The sequence below is a fragment of the Micromonospora sp. FIMYZ51 genome (assembly GCF_038246755.1).
GTDB lineage: Bacteria > Actinomycetota > Actinomycetes > Mycobacteriales > Micromonosporaceae > Micromonospora.
On the sequence record NZ_CP134706.1, the window covers coordinates 3,465,877 to 3,484,103 of the forward strand.

16 protein-coding genes are annotated in these 18,227 nt (G+C 70.9%); 5 read left to right on the plus strand and 11 right to left on the minus strand.

Features of this window, described 5'->3' with window-relative positions:
- Nucleotides 1–6 precede the first annotated feature (6 nt).
- A complete protein-coding gene (locus QQG74_RS15675) occupies nt 7–1,401 on the minus strand; it encodes a PHB depolymerase family esterase (protein ID WP_341721026.1) in 1,395 nt (464 codons plus the stop codon).
- Nucleotides 1,402–2,031: 630 nt separating this feature from the next.
- Between QQG74_RS15675 and QQG74_RS15680 the strand changes: the two genes are divergently transcribed.
- Both QQG74_RS15680 and QQG74_RS15685 read left to right on the plus strand, forming a co-directional pair.
- On the plus strand, nt 2,032–2,988 hold the full coding sequence (locus QQG74_RS15680; protein WP_341721027.1) for an ABC transporter substrate-binding protein: 957 nt from the start codon (nt 2,032–2,034) through the stop codon (nt 2,986–2,988).
- A 55-nt stretch (nt 2,989–3,043) separates the two neighbouring features.
- Nucleotides 3,044–3,961, plus strand: coding sequence for an oxidoreductase (locus QQG74_RS15685; protein ID WP_341721028.1), 918 nt, complete (start codon nt 3,044–3,046; stop codon nt 3,959–3,961).
- A gap of 23 nt (nt 3,962–3,984) precedes the next feature.
- On the opposite strand, the gene QQG74_RS15690 is transcribed toward QQG74_RS15685, so the two are convergent.
- The 10 genes from QQG74_RS15690 to QQG74_RS15735 form a co-directional block, all read right to left on the minus strand.
- The gene (locus QQG74_RS15690; RefSeq protein WP_341721029.1) at nt 3,985–4,272 is read right to left on the minus strand and encodes a hypothetical protein; all 288 of its coding nucleotides are present in this window, start codon (nt 4,270–4,272) and stop codon (nt 3,985–3,987) included.
- A 148-nt stretch (nt 4,273–4,420) separates the two neighbouring features.
- Nucleotides 4,421–6,283 carry an adenylyl cyclase gene (locus tag QQG74_RS15695; protein ID WP_341721030.1) on the minus strand — a complete coding sequence of 621 codons (1,863 nt, stop codon included), beginning with the start codon at nt 6,281–6,283 and terminating at the stop codon, nt 4,421–4,423.
- 226 nt (nt 6,284–6,509) lie between these two features.
- Complete coding sequence (locus QQG74_RS15700; RefSeq protein WP_341721031.1) at nt 6,510–8,186, minus strand: PepSY domain-containing protein; 1,677 nt, start codon at nt 8,184–8,186, stop codon at nt 6,510–6,512.
- A 383-nt stretch (nt 8,187–8,569) separates the two neighbouring features.
- Nucleotides 8,570–9,076, minus strand: coding sequence for an SRPBCC domain-containing protein (locus tag QQG74_RS15705; RefSeq protein WP_341721032.1), 507 nt, complete (start codon nt 9,074–9,076; stop codon nt 8,570–8,572).
- A 63-nt stretch (nt 9,077–9,139) separates the two neighbouring features.
- Nucleotides 9,140–10,309, minus strand: a complete 1,170-nt coding sequence (locus tag QQG74_RS15710; protein WP_341721033.1) for a 4-hydroxybenzoate 3-monooxygenase — start codon at nt 10,307–10,309, stop codon at nt 9,140–9,142.
- Between the two features lie 147 nt (nt 10,310–10,456).
- Nucleotides 10,457–11,245: an IclR family transcriptional regulator gene (locus QQG74_RS15715; RefSeq protein ID WP_341721034.1), complete on the minus strand. Its 789-nt coding sequence runs from the start codon at nt 11,243–11,245 to the stop codon at nt 10,457–10,459.
- Nucleotides 11,246–11,324: 79 nt separating this feature from the next.
- Nucleotides 11,325–12,785, minus strand: a complete 1,461-nt coding sequence (locus QQG74_RS15720) for a benzaldehyde dehydrogenase (protein WP_341721035.1) — start codon at nt 12,783–12,785, stop codon at nt 11,325–11,327.
- Nucleotides 12,785–13,612 carry an ABC transporter ATP-binding protein gene (locus QQG74_RS15725; RefSeq protein ID WP_341721036.1) on the minus strand — a complete coding sequence of 276 codons (828 nt, stop codon included), beginning with the start codon at nt 13,610–13,612 and terminating at the stop codon, nt 12,785–12,787. Before QQG74_RS15725 ends, QQG74_RS15720 begins: the two co-directional genes overlap by 1 nt.
- The gene (locus QQG74_RS15730) at nt 13,609–14,406 is read right to left on the minus strand and encodes an ABC transporter permease (protein WP_341721037.1); all 798 of its coding nucleotides are present in this window, start codon (nt 14,404–14,406) and stop codon (nt 13,609–13,611) included. The genes QQG74_RS15725 and QQG74_RS15730 overlap by 4 nt, the downstream gene beginning before the upstream one ends.
- On the minus strand, nt 14,403–15,194 hold the full coding sequence (locus QQG74_RS15735; protein ID WP_341721038.1) for an ABC transporter permease: 792 nt from the start codon (nt 15,192–15,194) through the stop codon (nt 14,403–14,405). Before QQG74_RS15735 ends, QQG74_RS15730 begins: the two co-directional genes overlap by 4 nt.
- Nucleotides 15,195–15,478: 284 nt before the next feature.
- Here QQG74_RS15735 and QQG74_RS15740 point away from each other — a divergent pair, with 284 nt between their 5' ends.
- From QQG74_RS15740 to QQG74_RS15750, 3 genes are read left to right on the plus strand one after another with little or no spacing between them, the layout of a single operon-like run.
- Nucleotides 15,479–16,297, plus strand: a complete 819-nt coding sequence (locus QQG74_RS15740) for a CoA transferase subunit A (protein WP_341721039.1) — start codon at nt 15,479–15,481, stop codon at nt 16,295–16,297.
- The gene (locus QQG74_RS15745) at nt 16,294–17,049 is read left to right on the plus strand and encodes a CoA-transferase (protein ID WP_341721040.1); all 756 of its coding nucleotides are present in this window, start codon (nt 16,294–16,296) and stop codon (nt 17,047–17,049) included. Before QQG74_RS15740 ends, QQG74_RS15745 begins: the two co-directional genes overlap by 4 nt.
- A complete protein-coding gene (locus QQG74_RS15750) occupies nt 17,046–18,227 on the plus strand; it encodes an acetyl-CoA C-acyltransferase (RefSeq protein WP_341721041.1) in 1,182 nt (393 codons plus the stop codon). The genes QQG74_RS15745 and QQG74_RS15750 overlap by 4 nt, the downstream gene beginning before the upstream one ends.

The following is an 18,227-nucleotide window of genomic DNA, read 5'->3' on the forward strand; positions in this document are numbered from 1 at the left end:
TCGGGGTCAGGAACAGGCGGCCCCGTTGAGGGTGAAGCGGTTCGGTGCGGTGTTGGTGCCGGTGTGGGTGCCCTGTAGGCCGAAGGTGACGCTCTGGTTGGCGCCGATTGTGCTGTTGTAGCCGACGTTGCGGGCGGTCACCTGGTTACCGCTCTGGGTGATGGTGGCGTTCCAGGCGTTGGTGACCTGCTGGCTGTTGGGCCAGGTCCACTGCACCGTCCAGCCGTTGACCGGGCTCGGGCTGGTGTTGGTGACGGTGATGTTGGCGACCAGGCCGTTGTTCCAGGAGTCGGCCGAGTACTGCACCCGGCAGGACGTCGAGCCGGGCGGCGGCGTGGTGGTCGGCGGCGGTGGCGGGGTGGTGGTCGGCGGTGGCGGTGGGGTGGTGGTCGGCGGTGGCGGTGGGGTGGTGGTCGGCGGCGGTGGCGGGGTGGTGGTCGGCGGCGGGTTGGTGCCGGTCAGGCCGAAGAACTCGATCGCGACCCGGGCCATGCCGGTCGACGGCAAGCTGTGCCCAGCCCCCTGGATGGCGTACGCCTCCACCCGCACCGTGCCCGACGAGTCGGCGAACTGGCGCCGGTTCCAGTTCGGCTGCGGGGTGTCCGTGCGCGTCGGGGTCTGGCTCAGCCCGGCCACGTTCGTCCACTGCTCCACCGACTCCTGGAGCAGTTGGAAGGGGATCAGGTTGTCGGCGGTGCCGTGCCACAGCTGCACCCGGGGACGGGCTCCGCTGTAGCCCGGGTACGCCTGCCGGACGGCGTCGCCCCACTGCTGCGGGGTCCGGTCCATCCGGCCGTTGACGCACTGACTGTTTGTGGGTGGGAAGTCGGCGGCGTTGGCGAAGCAGTTGAACGGCACACCCATGAACGCCGCGCCGGCCTTGTACACGTCCGGGTAGAGCGCCATCAGGGCCTGGGTCATCATCCCGCCCGACGAGCTGCCGGTGGCGAAGACCCGGTTCAGGTCGCCGCCGTACTGCCGCTGCGCGTAGTTCACCATCGACATGATGGAAACCGGGTCGCTGCCACCGTCGCGCCGCTTGCTTGCCGCAGACCAGACGTCGAAGCAGTTGCCGAAGCCGGCCTGCTGGGTGGCGGTGGGATAGATGACCAGGAAGCCGTACTGGTCGGCGAGGCGGGCGAACTCGCTGCCCGAGTAGAAGCCCTGACCGGAGCCGCCGCAGCCGTGCATGGCCACCACGATCGCCGGGTTGGTCGGCCGGTTGTCCGGCGCGTAGATGTGCATCCGCATGTTGCCCGGGTTGCTGCCGAAGTTGGTCACCTCGACCAGGGACGCGGCGGCGGCCGGCTGCGGGACCAAGACGAGGGTCGCCACGGCGAAGAGGAGCGCGGCGGCCAGCGATGCCAGCGCCGCTGTGGTTCGTTTCACGTCCACCTCCATGGAGTACGGATCGACGCCGGTCCCGGCCCACGACGGAGTCGACGCCGTCGAGGCGTCCGTCAATTGGGGACCGATGTCGTGATAGGGGAAGTGCTGCCCTACGGAACGCGGTGTCCGTCCACCTCACCCTGACAAGCGTGCATATCGTGCCAATCCGCAGCTCGCGCGTAGCCAAAGTATGTGCCCGCGTCGATGGGTGCGGCAAGATGCTTGCAGATATCGATAGTTTCGGTCTTCCATGATCGAAGATGTCCATGACCCCTTTTCGGGACGCGCGCCAAGGTCATCCACCCGAACAACCAGGCCCGCCACTGGTCGCAACGCACCGCGTGCCGGCAGCTGCGGCCCCCTCCCTCCCTCCCCCTTTCTCCCTCCCTCCTCCCCCTCCCTCCGTCCCTCCCTCCTCCGTCCCTCCCTCCCTCTCCTCCGTTGATCATGAGGTTGGCGGCACTTTGAAGATCGACGACTGCCGCTAACCTCATGATCAACGGGGATAGTGGTGGGGGTGGGGAGGGTGGGGAGGGGGAGGAGGATTGATAGCCGTGAAGGTCGGTTTTGTGGTCCAATGGGCGTCCGGGGCTGTTCCGTGCCTGGTGCTTCCGCCCGTCAGTTGATGTGGATGGAGAATCGATGCGACGTGCTCTCGCTACGCTCGTTGCCGCGGCGACCGTGTTTGCCGGTGCCGCATGTGGCGCCGATGAATCCGGTTCACCGTCGCCCGGTCAGCCCGACAAGGTCGAGGTCGGCGTCATCGCGATCGCGGATGTGGCACCGATCTATCTCGGTAAGGACCAGGGCTTCTTCAGCAGTCGCAACATCGACCTGACGCTGACGACGGCCCAGGGCGGCGCGGCCATCATTCCGGCCGTCGTCGGCGGGCAATACCAGTTCGGCTTCAGCAACACCATTTCGCTTCTGCTCGGCGAGTCGAGAAACCTGCCGCTGAAGGTGGTGAGCAACGGCAACAACTCGACGGGAGTGGACGGTCAGGACTTCGCCGGTCTGTTCGTGCGGGCAGACAGTCCGATCCGGTCGCCAAAGGACCTGGCGGGTAAGACGGTCGCCGCCAACACGTTGAACAACATCGTCGACACCGCCGTCCGGGCCTCGGTCCGTAAGGCCGGCGGGGACGCCACGGCGGTGAAGTTCGTCGAGTTGCCCTTCCCGGATCAGGGTGCCGCGTTGGAGTCCGGCCGAGTCGACGCCATCTTCGTGGTCGAGCCGTTCCAGCAGGCGGCGCTCGCCTCGGGGGCTCGGAAGATCGCGTCCAGCTACGTTGACGCGGCGCCGAGCCTCACCGTCGCCATGTACTTCACCTCGAACCAGCTGGCCAGCCAGAATCCGGACCTCGTCAAACGCTTCAGCGAAGCGATGAAGGAGTCCCTGGCGTACGCCGACAGCCATGCCGAGGAGGTGCGGGAGATACTCGGCGACTACACCCGGATCTCGCCGGAAGTCCGTGCGACGATGATCCTGCCCAAGTGGCCGGCCGAGATCAACCGCGACTCGGTGCAGGCGCTCGCCGACCTGGCCGTGACCGACGGGCTGCTGACCAGCAAGCCGGACCTCGACAAGCTGCTGCCCTGAGCACCGAGTGGCCGGGCGCCGCGCGGCGGGCCGTCGGGCTGGCGAAGAGGTGGGCATGACGGGGTGGACGTACGACGATGTTCCCGACCAGCGGGGCCGGACTGCTGTCGTCACCGGGGCCAACAGCGGGCTGGGTTTCGAGACCGCCCGGCTGCTCGTCGGCCGGGGAGCGCGGGTCGTCCTCGCCTGCCGCGACCAGGGCCGGGGCGCGGCGGCGGCCGAGCGGATCCGGGAACAGTTCCCGGCGGGCCAGGTCGACGTCGTCCGGCTCGACCTGGCCGATCTCGACTCGGTGGCCGCGTTCGCCAACGCGTTGCGGGCCGAGCATGACCGGCTCGATCTGCTGATCAACAACGCCGGGGTGTTGTATCCGCCGCTGCGGCGGACCCGGCAGGGTTTCGAGCTTCAGTTCGGCACCAACCACCTGGGCGCCTTCGCGCTCACTGGTTGCCTGCTTCCACTGCTGCTGGCCACCCCGGCGGCGCGGATCGTCACCGTCGCCAGCAACGCGCACCGCACCGGCCGGATCGACTTCGCCGATCTCAACTGGCAGCGGCGGCGGTACCAGCGGTTCGCCGCGTACGCCCAGAGCAAGCTCGCGAATCTGCTGTTCACGCTGGAACTGCACAGGCGGTTGACCGAGGTCGGCTCGCCGTTGCGGGTCACCGCCGCGCACCCCGGTTGGGCCTACACCGGGCAGCGCGGTCACCGGGACGGTTTCGTCAACACCGCCGCCCGGGTGCTCGCGATGACCACCCACGAGGGGGCGCTCCCGATCATGCGCGCGGCCACCGACCCGGACGCGGCGAGCGGCAGCTACTGGGGGCCGGCGCACCGCTTCCAGTACGCCGGCCCACCGGTCCAGGTCACCGGGACGGACCGGGCGCGCGATGCCGCAGTGGCGCGGCGGCTCTGGGCGGAGAGCGAACGGCTGACCGGCGTGGCGTTCCCCCTACCGCCGGTCGCCTCCTGACGCGGACCCCGCCGCCCTCGCACCTATTCGACGAGCACCGGGGCCACGCTTGAGGTCCAGACCAGCCGGGGTCCGAAGCGGGACAGCACCTCGACGACGTTCGCCACGGCGTCGTCGGGCACCAGCACGTCGACCCGTAGCCGCGCCAACAGCGGTTCCTCCTGCCAGTAACCGCGCGGCAGCACCTGCTGTGACGGTTCGTCGGTGGCGGCTGCCGCGTCGGAGCCCGCGAGCGAGATCGCCCCGACGCCGAGCAGCGCCTCGCGCAGTTCGGCGCTGCCTTGACCGTCCGTGCCGGGAACCGCTGCCACGGTCACCTCTCCCGGGCCGAAGGATCTCCTCTCTGCAATTTCTAGCAATAACATGGGCTTTACGAATAAAGAAGGATAAGTCCGGTCCGCCTTGGGTCGGATGGCGGAGCCTTCCCTGGCGGGCACCGAGCGCCCGCCAGGGAACGACCTACGGATACTGCTTGAGGTAGACGGGTGTGCCGACCCGGTCCATGCCGGCCGCCTCGCCGACGCCGTTGACCACGTGGTCGATGGTGCCGGCGCTGAGGTTGACGGTCATGATGTGGTGCAGTCTGATCCCCGGCCGTACCGGCACCTCGAACCCGTTCTCGGTCCGGATCGACGGGTTGTTCTGGTTGAAGACGTAGACGCCGCCGCCGTACAGGGTGTGCTTGCGGACCCGGTCGCCGACCTTGTAGCCGGCCCAGCCGTTGACCGTGCCGTTGCGCCAGTCGGCCTGCGTCGGCGGGTCGTACGGCAACTCGTTCTGGTAGAGGATCGTGGTGCCGTGCTCACCGTTCCAGACCGTGTTGTAGCGCTGGAAATGCTCGACGAAGAGACCGGTGGCGGTGACGTGGTCGCCGTTGATGACCGCGCCGTACCGCCCGGTGTTGGTCCGCCAGCGGTCGGTGTCACCGTTGACGCCCTCGGTGAAGCCCTCGACGCCGTGGTCACCGCGCCACACCCAGGTGTGGTCGATCAGGACGTGGTCGCTGTTCACCTCCAACGCGGTGTCGGTCCGACCGATGTGCGGGCCGCCGACGCGGAAGTACACGTCGGAGAGGGTGGTCGGGTTCTTCGGGGTGCTGTGGTCACGACCGTGCCGCTGGCCGACCCGCAGCAGCACCGGCGACTCCTTGCGGCCGGCGTCGATGGTGACCCCGGCGATCACCACACCGGGTACGCCGGCCACGGTCAGCGGGACCGCCCCGTTGACGGCGGTGAGGGTGGCATGCCCGATGCCGAGGACGACGGTGTCGGGGCGGCGTACCTCGATGCTGCGGGCCACGTCGTACCGGCCGGGGGTGAGCAGCAGGTGCTTGCCCCGGGCCAGTTGGGCGTTGATGACGTGCACCGGGTCGGCGGGCCGGGCCACGAAGAAGTCGCCGATCGGGATGCTGCGGCCCGACGTCATGCCGTTGGCCCAGGTGATGCCCCTGGTGTGCTGACGCGCGGCCGGGACCCGGACCTGGTACCTGCCCTTGCCGTCGACGAACAGGTACGGCTTCTCCCGGCTGACCGGGGTCCGGTCGAGGGTGGTGTAGGGCGGGTCGGGGAAGTCGGCGTCGTCGGGGGCGCCGACCACGCCGCTGAACACCTGGTTCCACACCCCGTTGGACCAGCTCTCGACCTCGCTGTTGCGGGTCAGCCACTGCTGCTGGGAGCCGTTGGTGGTGGCCGGCAGCCGGGAGTCGGCGATGAAACCGCCGCTGGCGTACTGCGGCCCGTTTGTGCAGTAGTCCATCAGCGACAGTCCGCCGCCGGAGATGTCGAGCCGGCGCATCGACACCGCCTGGGAGACCGCCCAGAAGTTGGCCGAGGCGCGGCAGTCGTCCTGGCCGGCGGCGTTGATGCGCAGCGACAGGTTGGACAGGGTCCGCCAGAAGTTGACAAGCGCGATGCAGTTGCCGGTGCCGCCCTCGGTGAGGCAGCGGTTGTACGCCTCGATCTTGCCGTTGATGACCACGTCGGTGGGGGAGGCGCCAAGCCCGGAGATCTCGGTGTAGTAGCCCACCTTGATCTGCAACGGCTCCTCGGCCGTGCCGTAACTGCCCGGCCGGAACAGGTAGGCGTGTCGGCTGGTACCCATCTCGTCATCGACCTGTGCGGCGTACGTCGCGTCGAGCACGGCCTGGATCTGGCGGACCGGCATGCTCGGGTCGAAGACCGTGACGTTGGGCCCGAAGTCAGGGTTTGTCGGTCGCGGCGGACCGGCGCTGACCGGGGTGTGCGTGGCGACGGCGGTGGTGGTCAGCACCAGGCCCAGGGCCAGTGCCCGGCCGAGCCGCCGCTGCGGTGGTGAGGTCGGCATACGTTCGTCCTTCCCGTCGGGCACGGCCGCGTTCTCCGCCCCGACGCTGTGGTGGACCAGTCGGCGTGAGAGCGCTCTCTCGCCGAGATGTTTCTACCCCGTAACGCCGCCGCGCGCCATGCTCGCGGGCGAATCGGATGACGCCGGCACCCGTTGCGGCGAGATGGCGCTGTCCGCCTTGGACGGATGGCGCCACTTCGCCGCAACGGTGTCGATCAACCGACGGTCAACGGCTGGCGGGAGCCGCTGCGCCGCCCCGCGGCCCACTGTCGGGCTGTCCGCTGTCGGTTCGTCCACTGTCGTTTTGTCGGCTGTCGTTTCGTCGGCTGTCGTTTCGTCGGCTGTCGGGCCCTGCGCTGTCGCTTTGTCGGCTGTCGGGCCCTGCGTTGTCGCTTTGTCGGCTGTCGGGCCCTGCGTTGTCGCTTTGTCGGCTGTGGGGCCCTGCGCTGTCGGTTCGTCCGCTGGCGCGTCGTCGCGCGAATGCGCCGAGGGCGACGTCGAGGACGAGGAAGCCGAGCAGGGTGACGCCGAGCCACGGCAGGGCCCAGCCGACCGCGGCGACCACCGGCCCACCGGCCAGCAGCGCCCACCAGGGCAGCCCGCGCAAGGCGCCCCGGGCAGGCGGGGCGCCGACGGGCGCGCGACGGTCGCCACGGGTCGGACGACGCTGCCACCACATGCGGTAGCCCCAGACGATGACGCAGAGCAGGCCAATGGCGAGCGCGGCGAGCAGGATCTGGTTGGCCGTACCGAAGAGCACCCCCATGTGAGCCTGCACGCCGAGCGCGCTGAGCTTGGCGAGTACCGGCCAGTCGGCGAAGTCGTTGCGGGCGGTCACCGTACCGGTCTCGGGGTCGACGGCGGCCTGGTCCAACCGGATCGGCCAGGTGTTGTCGGTCTGCGCGACCGCCCAGGCCTCGCCGGGCTCGCCAGGGCTGATCTCCACGGGCCCGGACAGGCCGGCGTCGCGGGCCACCGCCAGGACCCGGTCGAAGGTGGCCGGGTCGGCCGCCCCCGACGACGGCGCGCCGCCGTGCTGGTGCTCGCCACCGCCGTCGGCCGGCGCACCGATCAGGCTGGTGGTGAGCGCCGGCCGCCGGGCGTCGAGCGCGTCCAGCCCGGCGGCGAAGTTCCCACCGGCGAAGCGGGACCAGGTCAGGCCGGTCGCGGAGAGGATGAGCAGCCCCACGGCGAGCCAGACGCCGGTGGTGGCGTGCCACCCCCGGGTACGCCGGACGCCCTTGCCGGCCGTCAGATCCGGCACCAACAGGTGCGTTACCCGGCCGCGTCCGGTACGCCGCCGACGCCACCACAGGATGATGCCGCCGAGCGCCAGGACCCAGAGCCAGCTGGCGGCGATCTCCGAGTAGTGCCGCCCGAGGTCACCCAGATGCAGATTACGGTGCAGATCGTCGAGCCAGGTGGTGGCGGGGGTGGAGCCGAACCAGGTGGTGAGCTGTCCGCGTACCTCGCCGCTGTACGGGTCGACGTAGACGGTGTGCTGCTTGTCGCCCAACTCCGGCAGCGCGAACACCACCTTCGTGGTCTGCTCACCAGCGCCGGGCGCCACCGCCACGAGGGTGCCGTCCGGATGGGCCGCCCGGGCTGCGGTGACCTGCTCGGCCAACGGTCGGGGCTGGTCGCCGACGCTGGCCACGGTGAGTTGGTCGCCGTACCGGATCTGGTCGACCTGTGGCGTGACGGTGTATGCCAGGCCGGTAAGCGCGGCCACCACCAGGAACGGGGCGACCAGGATGCCGGCGTAGAAGTGCAGGCGCAGCAGCAGCGCCGCCAGCGGCGCGACACGTCGTTGGGTGCGGGTCGAAGGTGTCTGGGCGGCTGAGGTTTGGCTGCCGGAGGAGGAATCCGGCGTCGAGGAACCGGAGACTTCAGTCAGAGACATCCATTTTTCCGATCGAACTAGTGGGTAATCCTGCGACCTGGCCCGTGCCCTTCGGGTCAGTGTTTGCTGCCGTCGCCCGGATGCCCGCCGCTCGAGCATCTAGTCGGACGGCGGGCCACTCCGGTTCCCGCCGTCCTCCTCGCCCGCGTCCCTTCCGTGCCCGGTCCTCCCGCGCCCGCCCTCGCTCCGCCTCGCTTCTGCGCCCGGTCCTCGCTTCGCGTCGCTTCCGCGTCCGCCCGCGTCGCGTCTGCCGGGTCCGCGTTGCTTCCGCGTCCGCCCGCGTCGCGTCTGCCGGGTCCGCGTTGCTTCCGCGTCCGCCCTCGCTTCGCTTCGCCGGTCCGCGTGGCTCGCCGCCGGCTGCGTTCTGCCGGCTGCTGTGCGGCTCAGTCTTGCCGGGATGCTCCGGGTCGCGCTTGGCGGGATGGCCCGGGGCGCAGCGCGGCGTCCAGGCCGTTGAGCCGCAGTACGGTCGCACCGCGCAGATGTGCCAGGTCGTTGCCGCCGTCTCCGGTGTACCGGACGAAGGTCGCCTGTTCCGTCCAGTCCAGACGGGTTCCGCCCGGTTCCTCGGCGAGCCGGACGGTGGTTAGCGCGGTCCATCGCAACTCGTCGTCGACGATGCTCTCGTAGCCGTACACGATCCGGTGCATGCCCGTGATGTCGATGTACCGCGACCGGTACTCCAACCGCTCCGGCGGGCTGTCCAGGCTGGTGAAGGTGCTGCCCGCCGCCTCACCACCGCCGACCCGGAAGTCGTGTTCGTACCAGGCGTCGCGGCCTGGCAGTCGGAACCAGCGTTGTCGCAGCGCCGTGTCGGCGAACGCCGCGAAGACCTCCTCCGGTGGTACGTCGAGGTGTCGCGAGATCGTGAAGGTGTCGTGCAGGACCATGGCGTCCTCCCGAGTTAAGAAGGGACCCTTCCTATACACGAGACGTTAATAAGGGGCCCTTCCTTACACCTCAGGCAGGCCGACGTAGTTTTCGGCGAGGCTGGTGGCGTAGGAGCGGGAGGTGGTGACGTAGCGCAGGGTCGCCGACTGGAGCTTCGCCGCGTACGGGTCGTCGGCGTCGAGCTGGTGCAGCATCGAGGTCATCCACCAGGAGAACTGCTGGGCCCGCCAGACCCGGCGCAGTGCGGTGCGGGAGTAGTCGTCGAGCAGGTCGGTGCTGCCGTCGGCGTACCAGGCGGCGAAGGCGTCGCCGAGCAGGGCGACGTCGGCAAGCGCAAGGTTCATGCCCTTGGCGCCGGTCGGCGGGACGATGTGCACCGCGTCGCCGGCCAGGTAGAGGCGTTGCCACTGCATCGGCTCGACCACCAGGCTGCGCAGCGGGGTGATCGACTTTTCCAGGATCGGCCCCTCGTTGAGCGTCCAGTCCGGCACCGTCTCCAACCGGGTCCGCAGCTCGGCCCAGATCCGCTCGTCCGGCCAGTCGGCGATGTCCTCGTCGGCCGGCACCTGGAGGTAGAGCCGGGAGATCTGCGGCGAGCGCATGCTGTAGAGCGCGAAACCCCGCTCGTGGTGGGCGTAGATGAGTTCCTCCACCGCGGGCGGCGCGGCGGCGAGGACGCCAAGCCAAGCGAACGGGTACGTCCGCTCGTAGGTGGTCAGCACGCCCTCGGGCACGGCCGGTCGGCTGATCCCGTGGTAGCCGTCGCAGCCGACCACGAAGTCGCAGTGCAGCTCCTCGTCGCGGCCCTGGTGCCGGAAGTGAATCACCGGCGCGTTGTCCAGCCCGGACAGCCGGTCGGCCGGTGCCTCGAACAGGATCGTCCCGCCCGCGTCGAGTCGGGCGGCGATCAGGTCCTTGACCACCTCCTGCTGGCCGTACACGGTGATCGCCCGGCCGGTCAGCTCGGTCATCGGCACCCGGTGCGACTCGCCGTCGAAGCGCAGCTCGATGCCCTCGTGCCGCATCCCCTCCCGGTCCAGGCGGGTGCCCAGGCCGGTCTTGCGCAGCAGGTCGACCGAACCCTGTTCGAGCACCCCGGCGCGCAGGCGGTGTTCCACGTACTCCCGGCTGCGGCTCTCCAGCACCACCGAGGAGATGCCCTGTCGATGCAGCAGGTGCGACAGCATGAGACCGGCGGGTCCCGCTCCGACGATGCCGACCTGGGTACGCATCCGTTCCTCCTGACACGCTGAGTGTGGGTGGGGCGACATTGTCGCCCGGGCATCAGCCTGCCCGCTCGTGCCCCGCGCCGCCGCTGCGGCTTTCCACTCAGTGGAAGACCACCCGCGAAGGTTGGCGACGACGAAGATCGCGCTCGATCAGGGAACGAGTGGGGTCCCCGCGCCCGGATGCCACTCGTTCGTGGCCCGAGCGTGATCATGTGCCGTCTCGGCCAACCGGGCGGCGACCCCGTCGGCCGCTGCCCGCAGCGCCGGCACGAGCCGCTGCGGAATGGCGCCGAGGCTGTGCCCGGCGACGCCGATCGCGGCGACCACGGCCCCGTCGGCGTCGCGGACCGGTACGGCGACCGAGCAGGAGCCGAGGGTCATCTCCTCGTGGGTCCGTGCCCAGCCGCGTTCCCGTACGGTGGCCAGGTCGCGGGCCAGCCGTCCCGGCTCGGTCACCGTGTACGCCGTGCAGCGCCGCAACGGTCGGCGCAGGTGGGCGGCGAGGACCTCGGGCGGGGCGAACGCCAGCAGCGCCTTGCCGACGCCGGTGGCGTGCAGCGGCAGCCGGCCGCCGGCCCGGGAGATGGTCGGCACCGACCGGTGCCCGGTGACCTTCTCCACGTACAGCGCCTCGTCACCGTCCCAGACCGCCAGGTGCACGTTTTCCCGTACGGTGTCGTACAGCTCCTGGAGGTAGGGCAGGGCCACTTCGCGCAGCCGGGTGTGCAGTGGCGAGAGCAGCCCGGCCTCCCACAGCCGTACGCCGATGGTGTACCTGCCGTCGGCGGCGCGGGCCAACGCCCGGCCGGTCACCAGTTCGGCGACCAGCCGGTGCGTGGTGGCCAGCGGCAGCCCGCTGCGCCGGGCGATGTCGCTGAGCGTCAGCGCCGGGTGGGCCGCGTCGAACGCGCCCAGCACGGCCAACACCCGCGAGGTCACCGATGCACCGGGGGACCGGCTTCCGCCCGCCACGGCAGCTCCCTTCTCCGCACCCGGGTACGGGTGGCGAATGCGTCGATCAGAACGGGTAGCGGCTGATGTCGCCCTGCACGGTCAGCCACTGCGTCTCGGTGAACGCTTCGATGTTGGCCGCCGCCCCACCGAAGCGGGAACCGGTGCCGGACGCGCCGACCCCACCGAAGGGCGCCACCGCCTCGTCGCTGACGGTCTGGTCGTTGATGTGCACGATGCCGCTCGGGATCCGTTCGGCAAGCGCCATCGCCTTCGTCACGTCCCGGCTGAGGATGCCCAGCGACAACCCGTACTCGCTGGCGCCGGCCAGCGCGGCGGCCTCGTCCAGGTCGGTGAAGCTGAGCACCGGGGCGACCGGGCCGAAGACCTCCTGTGCGTACGCGGGCGTTTGCGGGGTGACCTCGGCGAGCACGGTCGGCCGGTAGAACAGCCCGTCGTACGTGCCACCGGCCGCCAGTCGGGCGCCCGCGTCCACGCTCGCCGTGACCAGCGAATGGATCTTGTCGCGCTGCGTCTCGTCGATGATCGGCCCGAGCGCCACCTGCTCCTTGGCCGGGTCGCCGACCGGCAGGTGGTCGGCCTTGGCGGCCAGTTCGGTCACGTACCGCTCGGCGAGGCTCTCGTGCACCAGGTGCCGGCCGGTGGTCATGCAGATCTGCCCCTGGTGCAGGAAGGACCCCCAGGCGCCGGCCGAGACGGCGAGGTCCAGGTCGGCGTCGTCGAGCACGACAAGCGCGGAGTTGCCGCCCAGTTCCAGGTGGGCCCGCTTCAGATGCCGGGCGGCGGCCTCGCCGACCTTGCGGCCGGCCGCGCTCGATCCGGTGAAGCTGATCACCCGGACGTGCGGGTCGGCGACCAGCGCCTCACCGGTCGCCACCGGACCGGGCAGCACGTGCAGCAGGCCCTCGGGCAGCCCGGCCTCCTCGAAGACCCGGGCGATGGCCAGCCCGCCGCAGACCGCGGTGCGCAGGTCCGGCTTGAGCACCACCGCGTTACCCAGGGCCAGCGCCGGGGCGACCGAGCGGATCGCCAGGATCAGCGGGGCGTTGAACGGCGAGATGACCCCCACCACGCCGACCGGCAGCCGGCGGGCCAGGCTCAGCCGGGGCTGGGCGCTCGGGATGATCTCGCCGAGCGGCTGCGAGGGCAGCGTCGCGGCCTCGTAGCACTCCTGCGCGGCGGTGCTGGTCTCCAGGACGCCCTTCGGCGGGATCGACCCGGACTCGCGGACCACCCAGTCGCCGACCTCGGCGGCGTGCTGTTCCCAGAGTGCGCCGGCCCGGCGCAGCACGGCGGCCCGTTCGGAGTAGCTGGTCGCGGCCCAGGCCCGCTGCGCGGCGGCGGCCCGGGCGCAGGCCCGCGCCACGTCGTCGGCGTCGGCCACGCCGACCAGGCCGATCTCCTCACCGGTGGCGGGCGAGCGGACCGCGGCGGTGCCGCCGGCCGGCTGGACCCAGCCGTCGCTGTAGAGGGTGCCGTGCCAGGTTCCAGTGTCGAGCAGGGACATCAGGTTCCTCCATTGGTGGTGAGGGGATTCGTGCGGTGGTACGTCTTGGCCCGCTGGATCTGCGCGAAGATGTGCCGACGAAGTTCGGCGAAGCGGGCCGACGAGCGGGTGGAGAGTTGGTCCCGTTCGGCGGGCAGGTCGACGGTGACGTCGTCGAGCACCACCGTCGGTGCGGCGGAGAGCACCAGCACCCGCTGGCCGAGATAGACCGCCTCGTCGATGTCGTGGGTGACGAACAGGGTGGTCACGCCGAGCCGCTGCCACAGCGACCGGACCAGATCCTCCAGGTCCGCCCGGGTCTGCGCGTCGACTGCGGCGAACGGCTCGTCCATCAGCAGGATGTGCGGCTCGTACGCGATGGCCCGGGCGATGGCGACGCGCTGCTGCATGCCGCCGGAGAGCTGCCACGGGTACGCGCCGTGCACGTCGCTCAGGCCGACCGCGTCAAGTGACTGGTGCAGCAGCTCCAGCCGGCGCGCCCGGGGTAGCTTCTTCTGCTTCAGCGGCAGCTCGACGTTGCCCCGTACGGTCATCCACGGGAACAGGCTGCGGCCGTACTCCTGGAAGACCACCGCCATCCCCGGCGGTGGCCCGGTGACCGCCGCGCCCTCCAGCACCACCTGCCCGCTGGTCGGGGCGAGCAGTCCGGCGATGCACTTGAGCAGGGTGGTCTTGCCGGCGCCGGACGGGCCGACCACACAGACCAACTCGCCCTGGCCGACGGTGAAGGTCAGCTCGCGGATCGCCGTCACGCGGCGGCCGTGTCCCTCGTACACCTTGCGCACGGCGCGCACGTCGAGGATCGTCTCGGGGGCGGTCCCGGTCATCGGTCTCCTCCTCGCTGGGTCTGCCGCAGGCCGAGGTACCAGTTCAGGGCGCGCCGCTCGAAGATCCGCATGGCGGTGGCGAGCAGGAAGCCGAGCAGGCCGAGCAGCAGGATCCCGGTCCACATCTCGGTGACGGCGAAGGTCCGCTGGAACTGGATGATGCTGAAACCGAGCCCGTTGCTGGCGGCGAACATCTCGCTGATCACCATGAGGATGATCCCGATGGAGAGGCCCTGCCGCATGCCGGTGACGATCTGCGGGCTGGCCGATCGGATCACCAGGTGCCACAGCCGGGCGGGGCCGGCGATCCGGTAGCAGCGCGCCGTGTCGAGCAGGACCGGGTCCACGGCCCGGACGCCCTCGACGGTGTTGAGCAGGATCGGCCAGACGCAGCCGGAGACGATGACCAGGACCTTCATGGTGTTGCCGATCCCGGCGAAGAGGATGAGTACCGGCACCAGTACCGGTGGCGGGATCGCCCGGAGGAACTCCAGCACCGGTTCGCAGAATGCCCGCAGCCGCCGCGAGGAGCCGATGGCCACGCCCGCGCCGACGCCCAGCAGCACGGCGAGGGTGAATCCGCCGAGCAGGCGGAGCAGGCTGGGCAGCACGTCGGTGCGCAGCCGGCCGGAGTGCAGCCACACGTCGTCGATGCTGGCCAGGATCTCCGACAGCGGCGGCAGGTAGTAGCTGTCGCTGTCGGCGGTGAGCACCCACCAGCAGGCGAGCAGCCCGATCGGCAGGGCCAGGGCGGCGACGACGTGCCGCACCGTGCGGCGGAGGCGATCCGTCATGCCGGCACCTCCCGTCGGATCGACGGATGCCACCTGAGCAGCCGCCGTTCCAGCTGGCGGGCCAGTATGTTTACCGCCACTCCGAGCAGCCCGGTGACGATGATCAGCGCGTACATCCGGGGGACGGCGGCACCGGACTGCGCGACGCCGATCTCGTGGCCGAGACCGGGGGCACCGATCACCAGTTCGGCGGTGATGGTGAGGATCAGCGCCACGGCGGCGGCCAGGCGGACGCCGGTGAGCAGGTACGGCAGCGCGGTCGGCCAGGTGACGTGCCGGATCCGGGCCAGCCGCCCGAGGCCGAAGGTGCGGGCGGTCTCCTGGGCGACCGGGTCGACGTCCTGCACGCCGTGCAGCACCTGGACGAGCACCTGCCAGAACGCGGCGTAGACCACAAGCAGCAGCACCGATCGCAGGCTGGTGCCGAAGAGCAGCACGGCCAGCGGGATGAGTGCCACCGAGGGGATGGGACGCAGGAACTCGATCGTGGAGGCGGTGGCCTCCCGCAGGATCGGTGCGGTGCCGAGCACGAACCCGACGACGATGCCGAGCGCCACGGCGATGAGCAGCCCGAGGAACCATCCCCGGAGGGTGTCGCCCAGGGCGGTCCAGAAGGCGCCTTCGCCGGCCAGCTCCGCCAGGGCCACCCCGGTGCGGCTGGCCGGCGGCAGGTAGTCCGGTGCGACGACACCGAGCCGCGGCACCACCTCCAGCAGCGCGAGGAAGGTGGCGAAGCCGAACACGCCGAGCAGCGTCGGGTCGCCGAGCAGCCCGGTTGGACGGCGCATGCAGCTCTCCCGCGTCGGGCGGTCCGGCGGGACCGGGGGGTGGGTTGGGCCCGCCCGGTCTGTTCGCCAACCGAACGGCCGTTCTCATCTAGAACGGTTCCACGTGGTCTGGCCCGCGTCAACGGATCGCCGCGAGTTTTCGGCAACCGGGCCCGACGTCGCACACAACGCAGTTCGCGGCACGTTGACGGCACCCGCTGTCGAGCATTATGTTCGAGATAAGTACGCAAGTCCGCATACCGAACACGGCGCGCGGATCACCGATCGCAGGAGGCGGGAGGCCCATGGCGAAGCTCGTCTCGCTTGCCGACGGCGTCGCGGAACTGGTTCGCGACGGGGACACGGTGGCGCTGGAAGGGTTCACCCACCTCATCCCGTTCGCCGCCGGTCACGAGATCATCCGACAGCAGCGGCGCGACCTGACCCTGGTCCGGATGACTCCCGACGTCATCTACGACCAGCTCATCGGTGCCGGCTGCGCGCGTCGGTTGGTCTTCTCCTGGGGCGGCAACCCCGGCGTCGGCTCGCTGCACCGCTTCCGGGACGCCGTGCAGAACTCCTGGCCGGTCCCGCTGGAGTTGGAGGAGCACAGCCACGCGGGGATGGCCAACCGGTACGTCGCCGGTGCCTCCGGCCTGCCGTTCGCGGTGCTGCGCGGCTACACCGGCACGGACCTGCCCCGGCACACCACAAACATCCGCCCGATCGAGTGCCCGTTCACCGGGGAGACGCTGACCGCGGTGCCCGCCCTGCGTCCCGACGTCACGGTGGTGCACGCCCAGCGGGCCGACCGCGCCGGCAACGTGCAGATGTGGGGGATCACCGGGGTGCAGAAGGAGGCGGTGCTGGCGGCGCACCGGTCGCTTGTCACCGTCGAGGAGATCGTCGACGAACTCGACCCGGTGCCCGGACAGGTCGTGCTGCCCGGCTGGGCGGTCACCGCGGTGGCTCGGGTGCCCGGCGGCTCGCACCCGTCGTACACCCAGGGCTACTCGGTGCGCGACAACGACTTCTACGTGGCCTGGGACGAGATCAGCCGGGACCGCGAGACCTTCCAGGACTGGATCGCGCGGCACGTGCTCACCACGGAGGTGCCGGCATGACGGACTACACCGCCGACGAGATGATGACCGTCGCCGCCGCCCGGCAGTTGCGCGACGGTACCGCCTGCTTCGTCGGGATCGGGCTGCCCAGCACCGCGGCGAACCTGGCCCGGGCCACCCACGCGCCGAACCTCGTGCTGATCTACGAGTCGGGGTGCCTCGGCGCCAAGCCCGACCGGTTGCCGCTGTCCATCGGCGACGGGGTGCTCGCCGACACCGCCGACGCGGTGGTCTCCGTGCCCGAGGTCTTCAACTACTGGCTCCAGCCCGGCCGCATCGACGTCGGCTTCCTCGGCGCCGCCCAACTCGACCGGTACGGCAACATCAACACCACGGTCATCGGCGGCGACTACGCCGACCCGAAGGTACGCCTGCCCGGTGCCGGTGGGGCACCCGAGATCGCCGCCTCCTGCCGCGAGGTGGTGGTCGTCGTCCGGCAGAGCCTGCGTACCTGCACCGAACGGGTCGACTTCGTCACCTCGGTCGGCTTCGGGTCCGGGCCGGGTGACCGGGAACGGTTGGGCCTGCGCGGCGGCGGCCCCCGTACGGTGATCACCGACCTCGGCGTCCTCGAAGCGGACCCGGCCACCTGCGAGCTGACCCTGACCCGGCTGCATCCCGGCGTCACCGTCGAGCAGGCCCGGGCGGCCACTGGCTGGCCGCTGGCCGTCTCCGCCGAGCTGGTCACCGGCGAACCGCCCACCGCCGAGGAACTCGCCGTGCTGCGCGCTCTGGAAGCGACGAAGAAGTGAGCCACGACGTCTACGTGCTCGACGCGGTACGCACCCCGATCGGCAGGTACGGCGGCGGCCTGGCCGGCGTACGCCCCGACGACCTCGCCGCGCACGTGGTCCGCGAGATCGTCGCCCGCAACCCCGGGCTGGACCCGGCCCGCATCGACGACGTGCTGCTCGGCGACGCCAACGGCGCCGGTGAGGACAACCGGGACGTGGCCCGGATGGCGGTGCTGCTGGCCGGCCTGCCGCCGTCGGTGCCGGGTGCCACCGTCAACCGGCTCTGCGGCTCCGGCCTGGAGGCGGTGATCGGCGCGTCCCGGGCCATCGCCCTCGGCGACGCCTCGATCTGCCTGGCCGGGGGAGTGGAGTCGATGAGCCGGGCCCCGTGGGTGCTCACCAAGCCCGAGCAGGGCTACCCGCGCGGGCACGAGACGCTGCACTCGACCACGCTTGGCTGGCGCCTGGTCAACCCCCGGATGCCCGAGCAGTGGACGGTGCCGCTCGGTGAGGGCGCCGAGATCCTCGCCGAGCGCTACCGGATCGGCCGCGACGCCCAGGACGAGTTCGCGCTGCGCAGCCACCAGCTCGCCGACCGGGCCTGGCGCGACGGCGCGTACGCCGACGAGGTGACCCTGGTGCCCGACACCGACGTGGAGCGGGACGAGAGCATCCGGCCCACCACCACGATCGAGGCGCTCGGCCGACTCAAGCCGGTGTTCCGGCCCGACGGCACGGTGACCGCCGGCAACTCCTCGCCGCTCAACGACGGGGCGAGCGTTCTGCTGCTGGCCGACGCCGCCGCGGCGGCGGAGATCGGCCGCGCACCGCTGGCCCGGATCGTCTCCCGGGCGGCCACCGCGATCGAGCCGCACCTGTTCGGCATCGGCCCGGTGGCCGCCGCCGAGAAGGCGCTGCGCCGCGCCGGCCTCGGCTGGGGCGATCTCGACGTGGTCGAACTCAACGAGGCGTTCGCCGCGCAGTCGCTGGCCTGCCTGGCGCAGTGGCCCGACCTCGACCCCAAGATCGTGAACCCGCAGGGCGGCGGCATCGCCCTCGGGCATCCGCTGGGCTCCTCCGGGTCACGCATACTCGGGTCACTGGCCTGGCAACTGCACCGCCGCGGCGGCGGGCGGGGCCTCGCCGCGATCTGCATCGGGGTCGGCCAGGGCCTGGCCGTCGTACTGGAAGCCTGA

Excerpts from the sequence above, each read along its gene's own strand:
- QQG74_RS15695 (WP_341721030.1), bottom strand. The coding sequence starts at position 6,283 with ATGCCGACCTCACCACCGCAGCGGCGGCTCGGCCGGGCACTGGCCCTG.
- QQG74_RS15720 (WP_341721035.1), bottom strand. The coding sequence starts at position 12,785 with ATGTCCCTGCTCGACACTGGAACCTGGCACGGCACCCTCTACAGCGAC.
- QQG74_RS15675 (WP_341721026.1), bottom strand. The coding sequence starts at position 1,401 with ATGGAGGTGGACGTGAAACGAACCACAGCGGCGCTGGCATCGCTGGCC.
- QQG74_RS15705 (WP_341721032.1), bottom strand. The coding sequence starts at position 9,076 with ATGGTCCTGCACGACACCTTCACGATCTCGCGACACCTCGACGTACCA.
- QQG74_RS15725 (WP_341721036.1), bottom strand. The coding sequence starts at position 13,612 with ATGACCGGGACCGCCCCCGAGACGATCCTCGACGTGCGCGCCGTGCGC.
- QQG74_RS15745 (WP_341721040.1), top strand. The coding sequence starts at position 16,294 with ATGACGGACTACACCGCCGACGAGATGATGACCGTCGCCGCCGCCCGG.
- QQG74_RS15735 (WP_341721038.1), bottom strand. The coding sequence starts at position 15,194 with ATGCGCCGTCCAACCGGGCTGCTCGGCGACCCGACGCTGCTCGGCGTG.
- QQG74_RS15730 (WP_341721037.1), bottom strand. The coding sequence starts at position 14,406 with ATGACGGATCGCCTCCGCCGCACGGTGCGGCACGTCGTCGCCGCCCTG.
- QQG74_RS15700 (WP_341721031.1), bottom strand. The coding sequence starts at position 8,186 with ATGTCTCTGACTGAAGTCTCCGGTTCCTCGACGCCGGATTCCTCCTCC.
- QQG74_RS15740 (WP_341721039.1), top strand. The coding sequence starts at position 15,479 with ATGGCGAAGCTCGTCTCGCTTGCCGACGGCGTCGCGGAACTGGTTCGC.
- QQG74_RS15680 (WP_341721027.1), top strand. The coding sequence starts at position 2,032 with ATGCGACGTGCTCTCGCTACGCTCGTTGCCGCGGCGACCGTGTTTGCC.
- QQG74_RS15685 (WP_341721028.1), top strand. The coding sequence starts at position 3,044 with ATGACGGGGTGGACGTACGACGATGTTCCCGACCAGCGGGGCCGGACT.
- QQG74_RS15710 (WP_341721033.1), bottom strand. The coding sequence starts at position 10,309 with ATGCGTACCCAGGTCGGCATCGTCGGAGCGGGACCCGCCGGTCTCATG.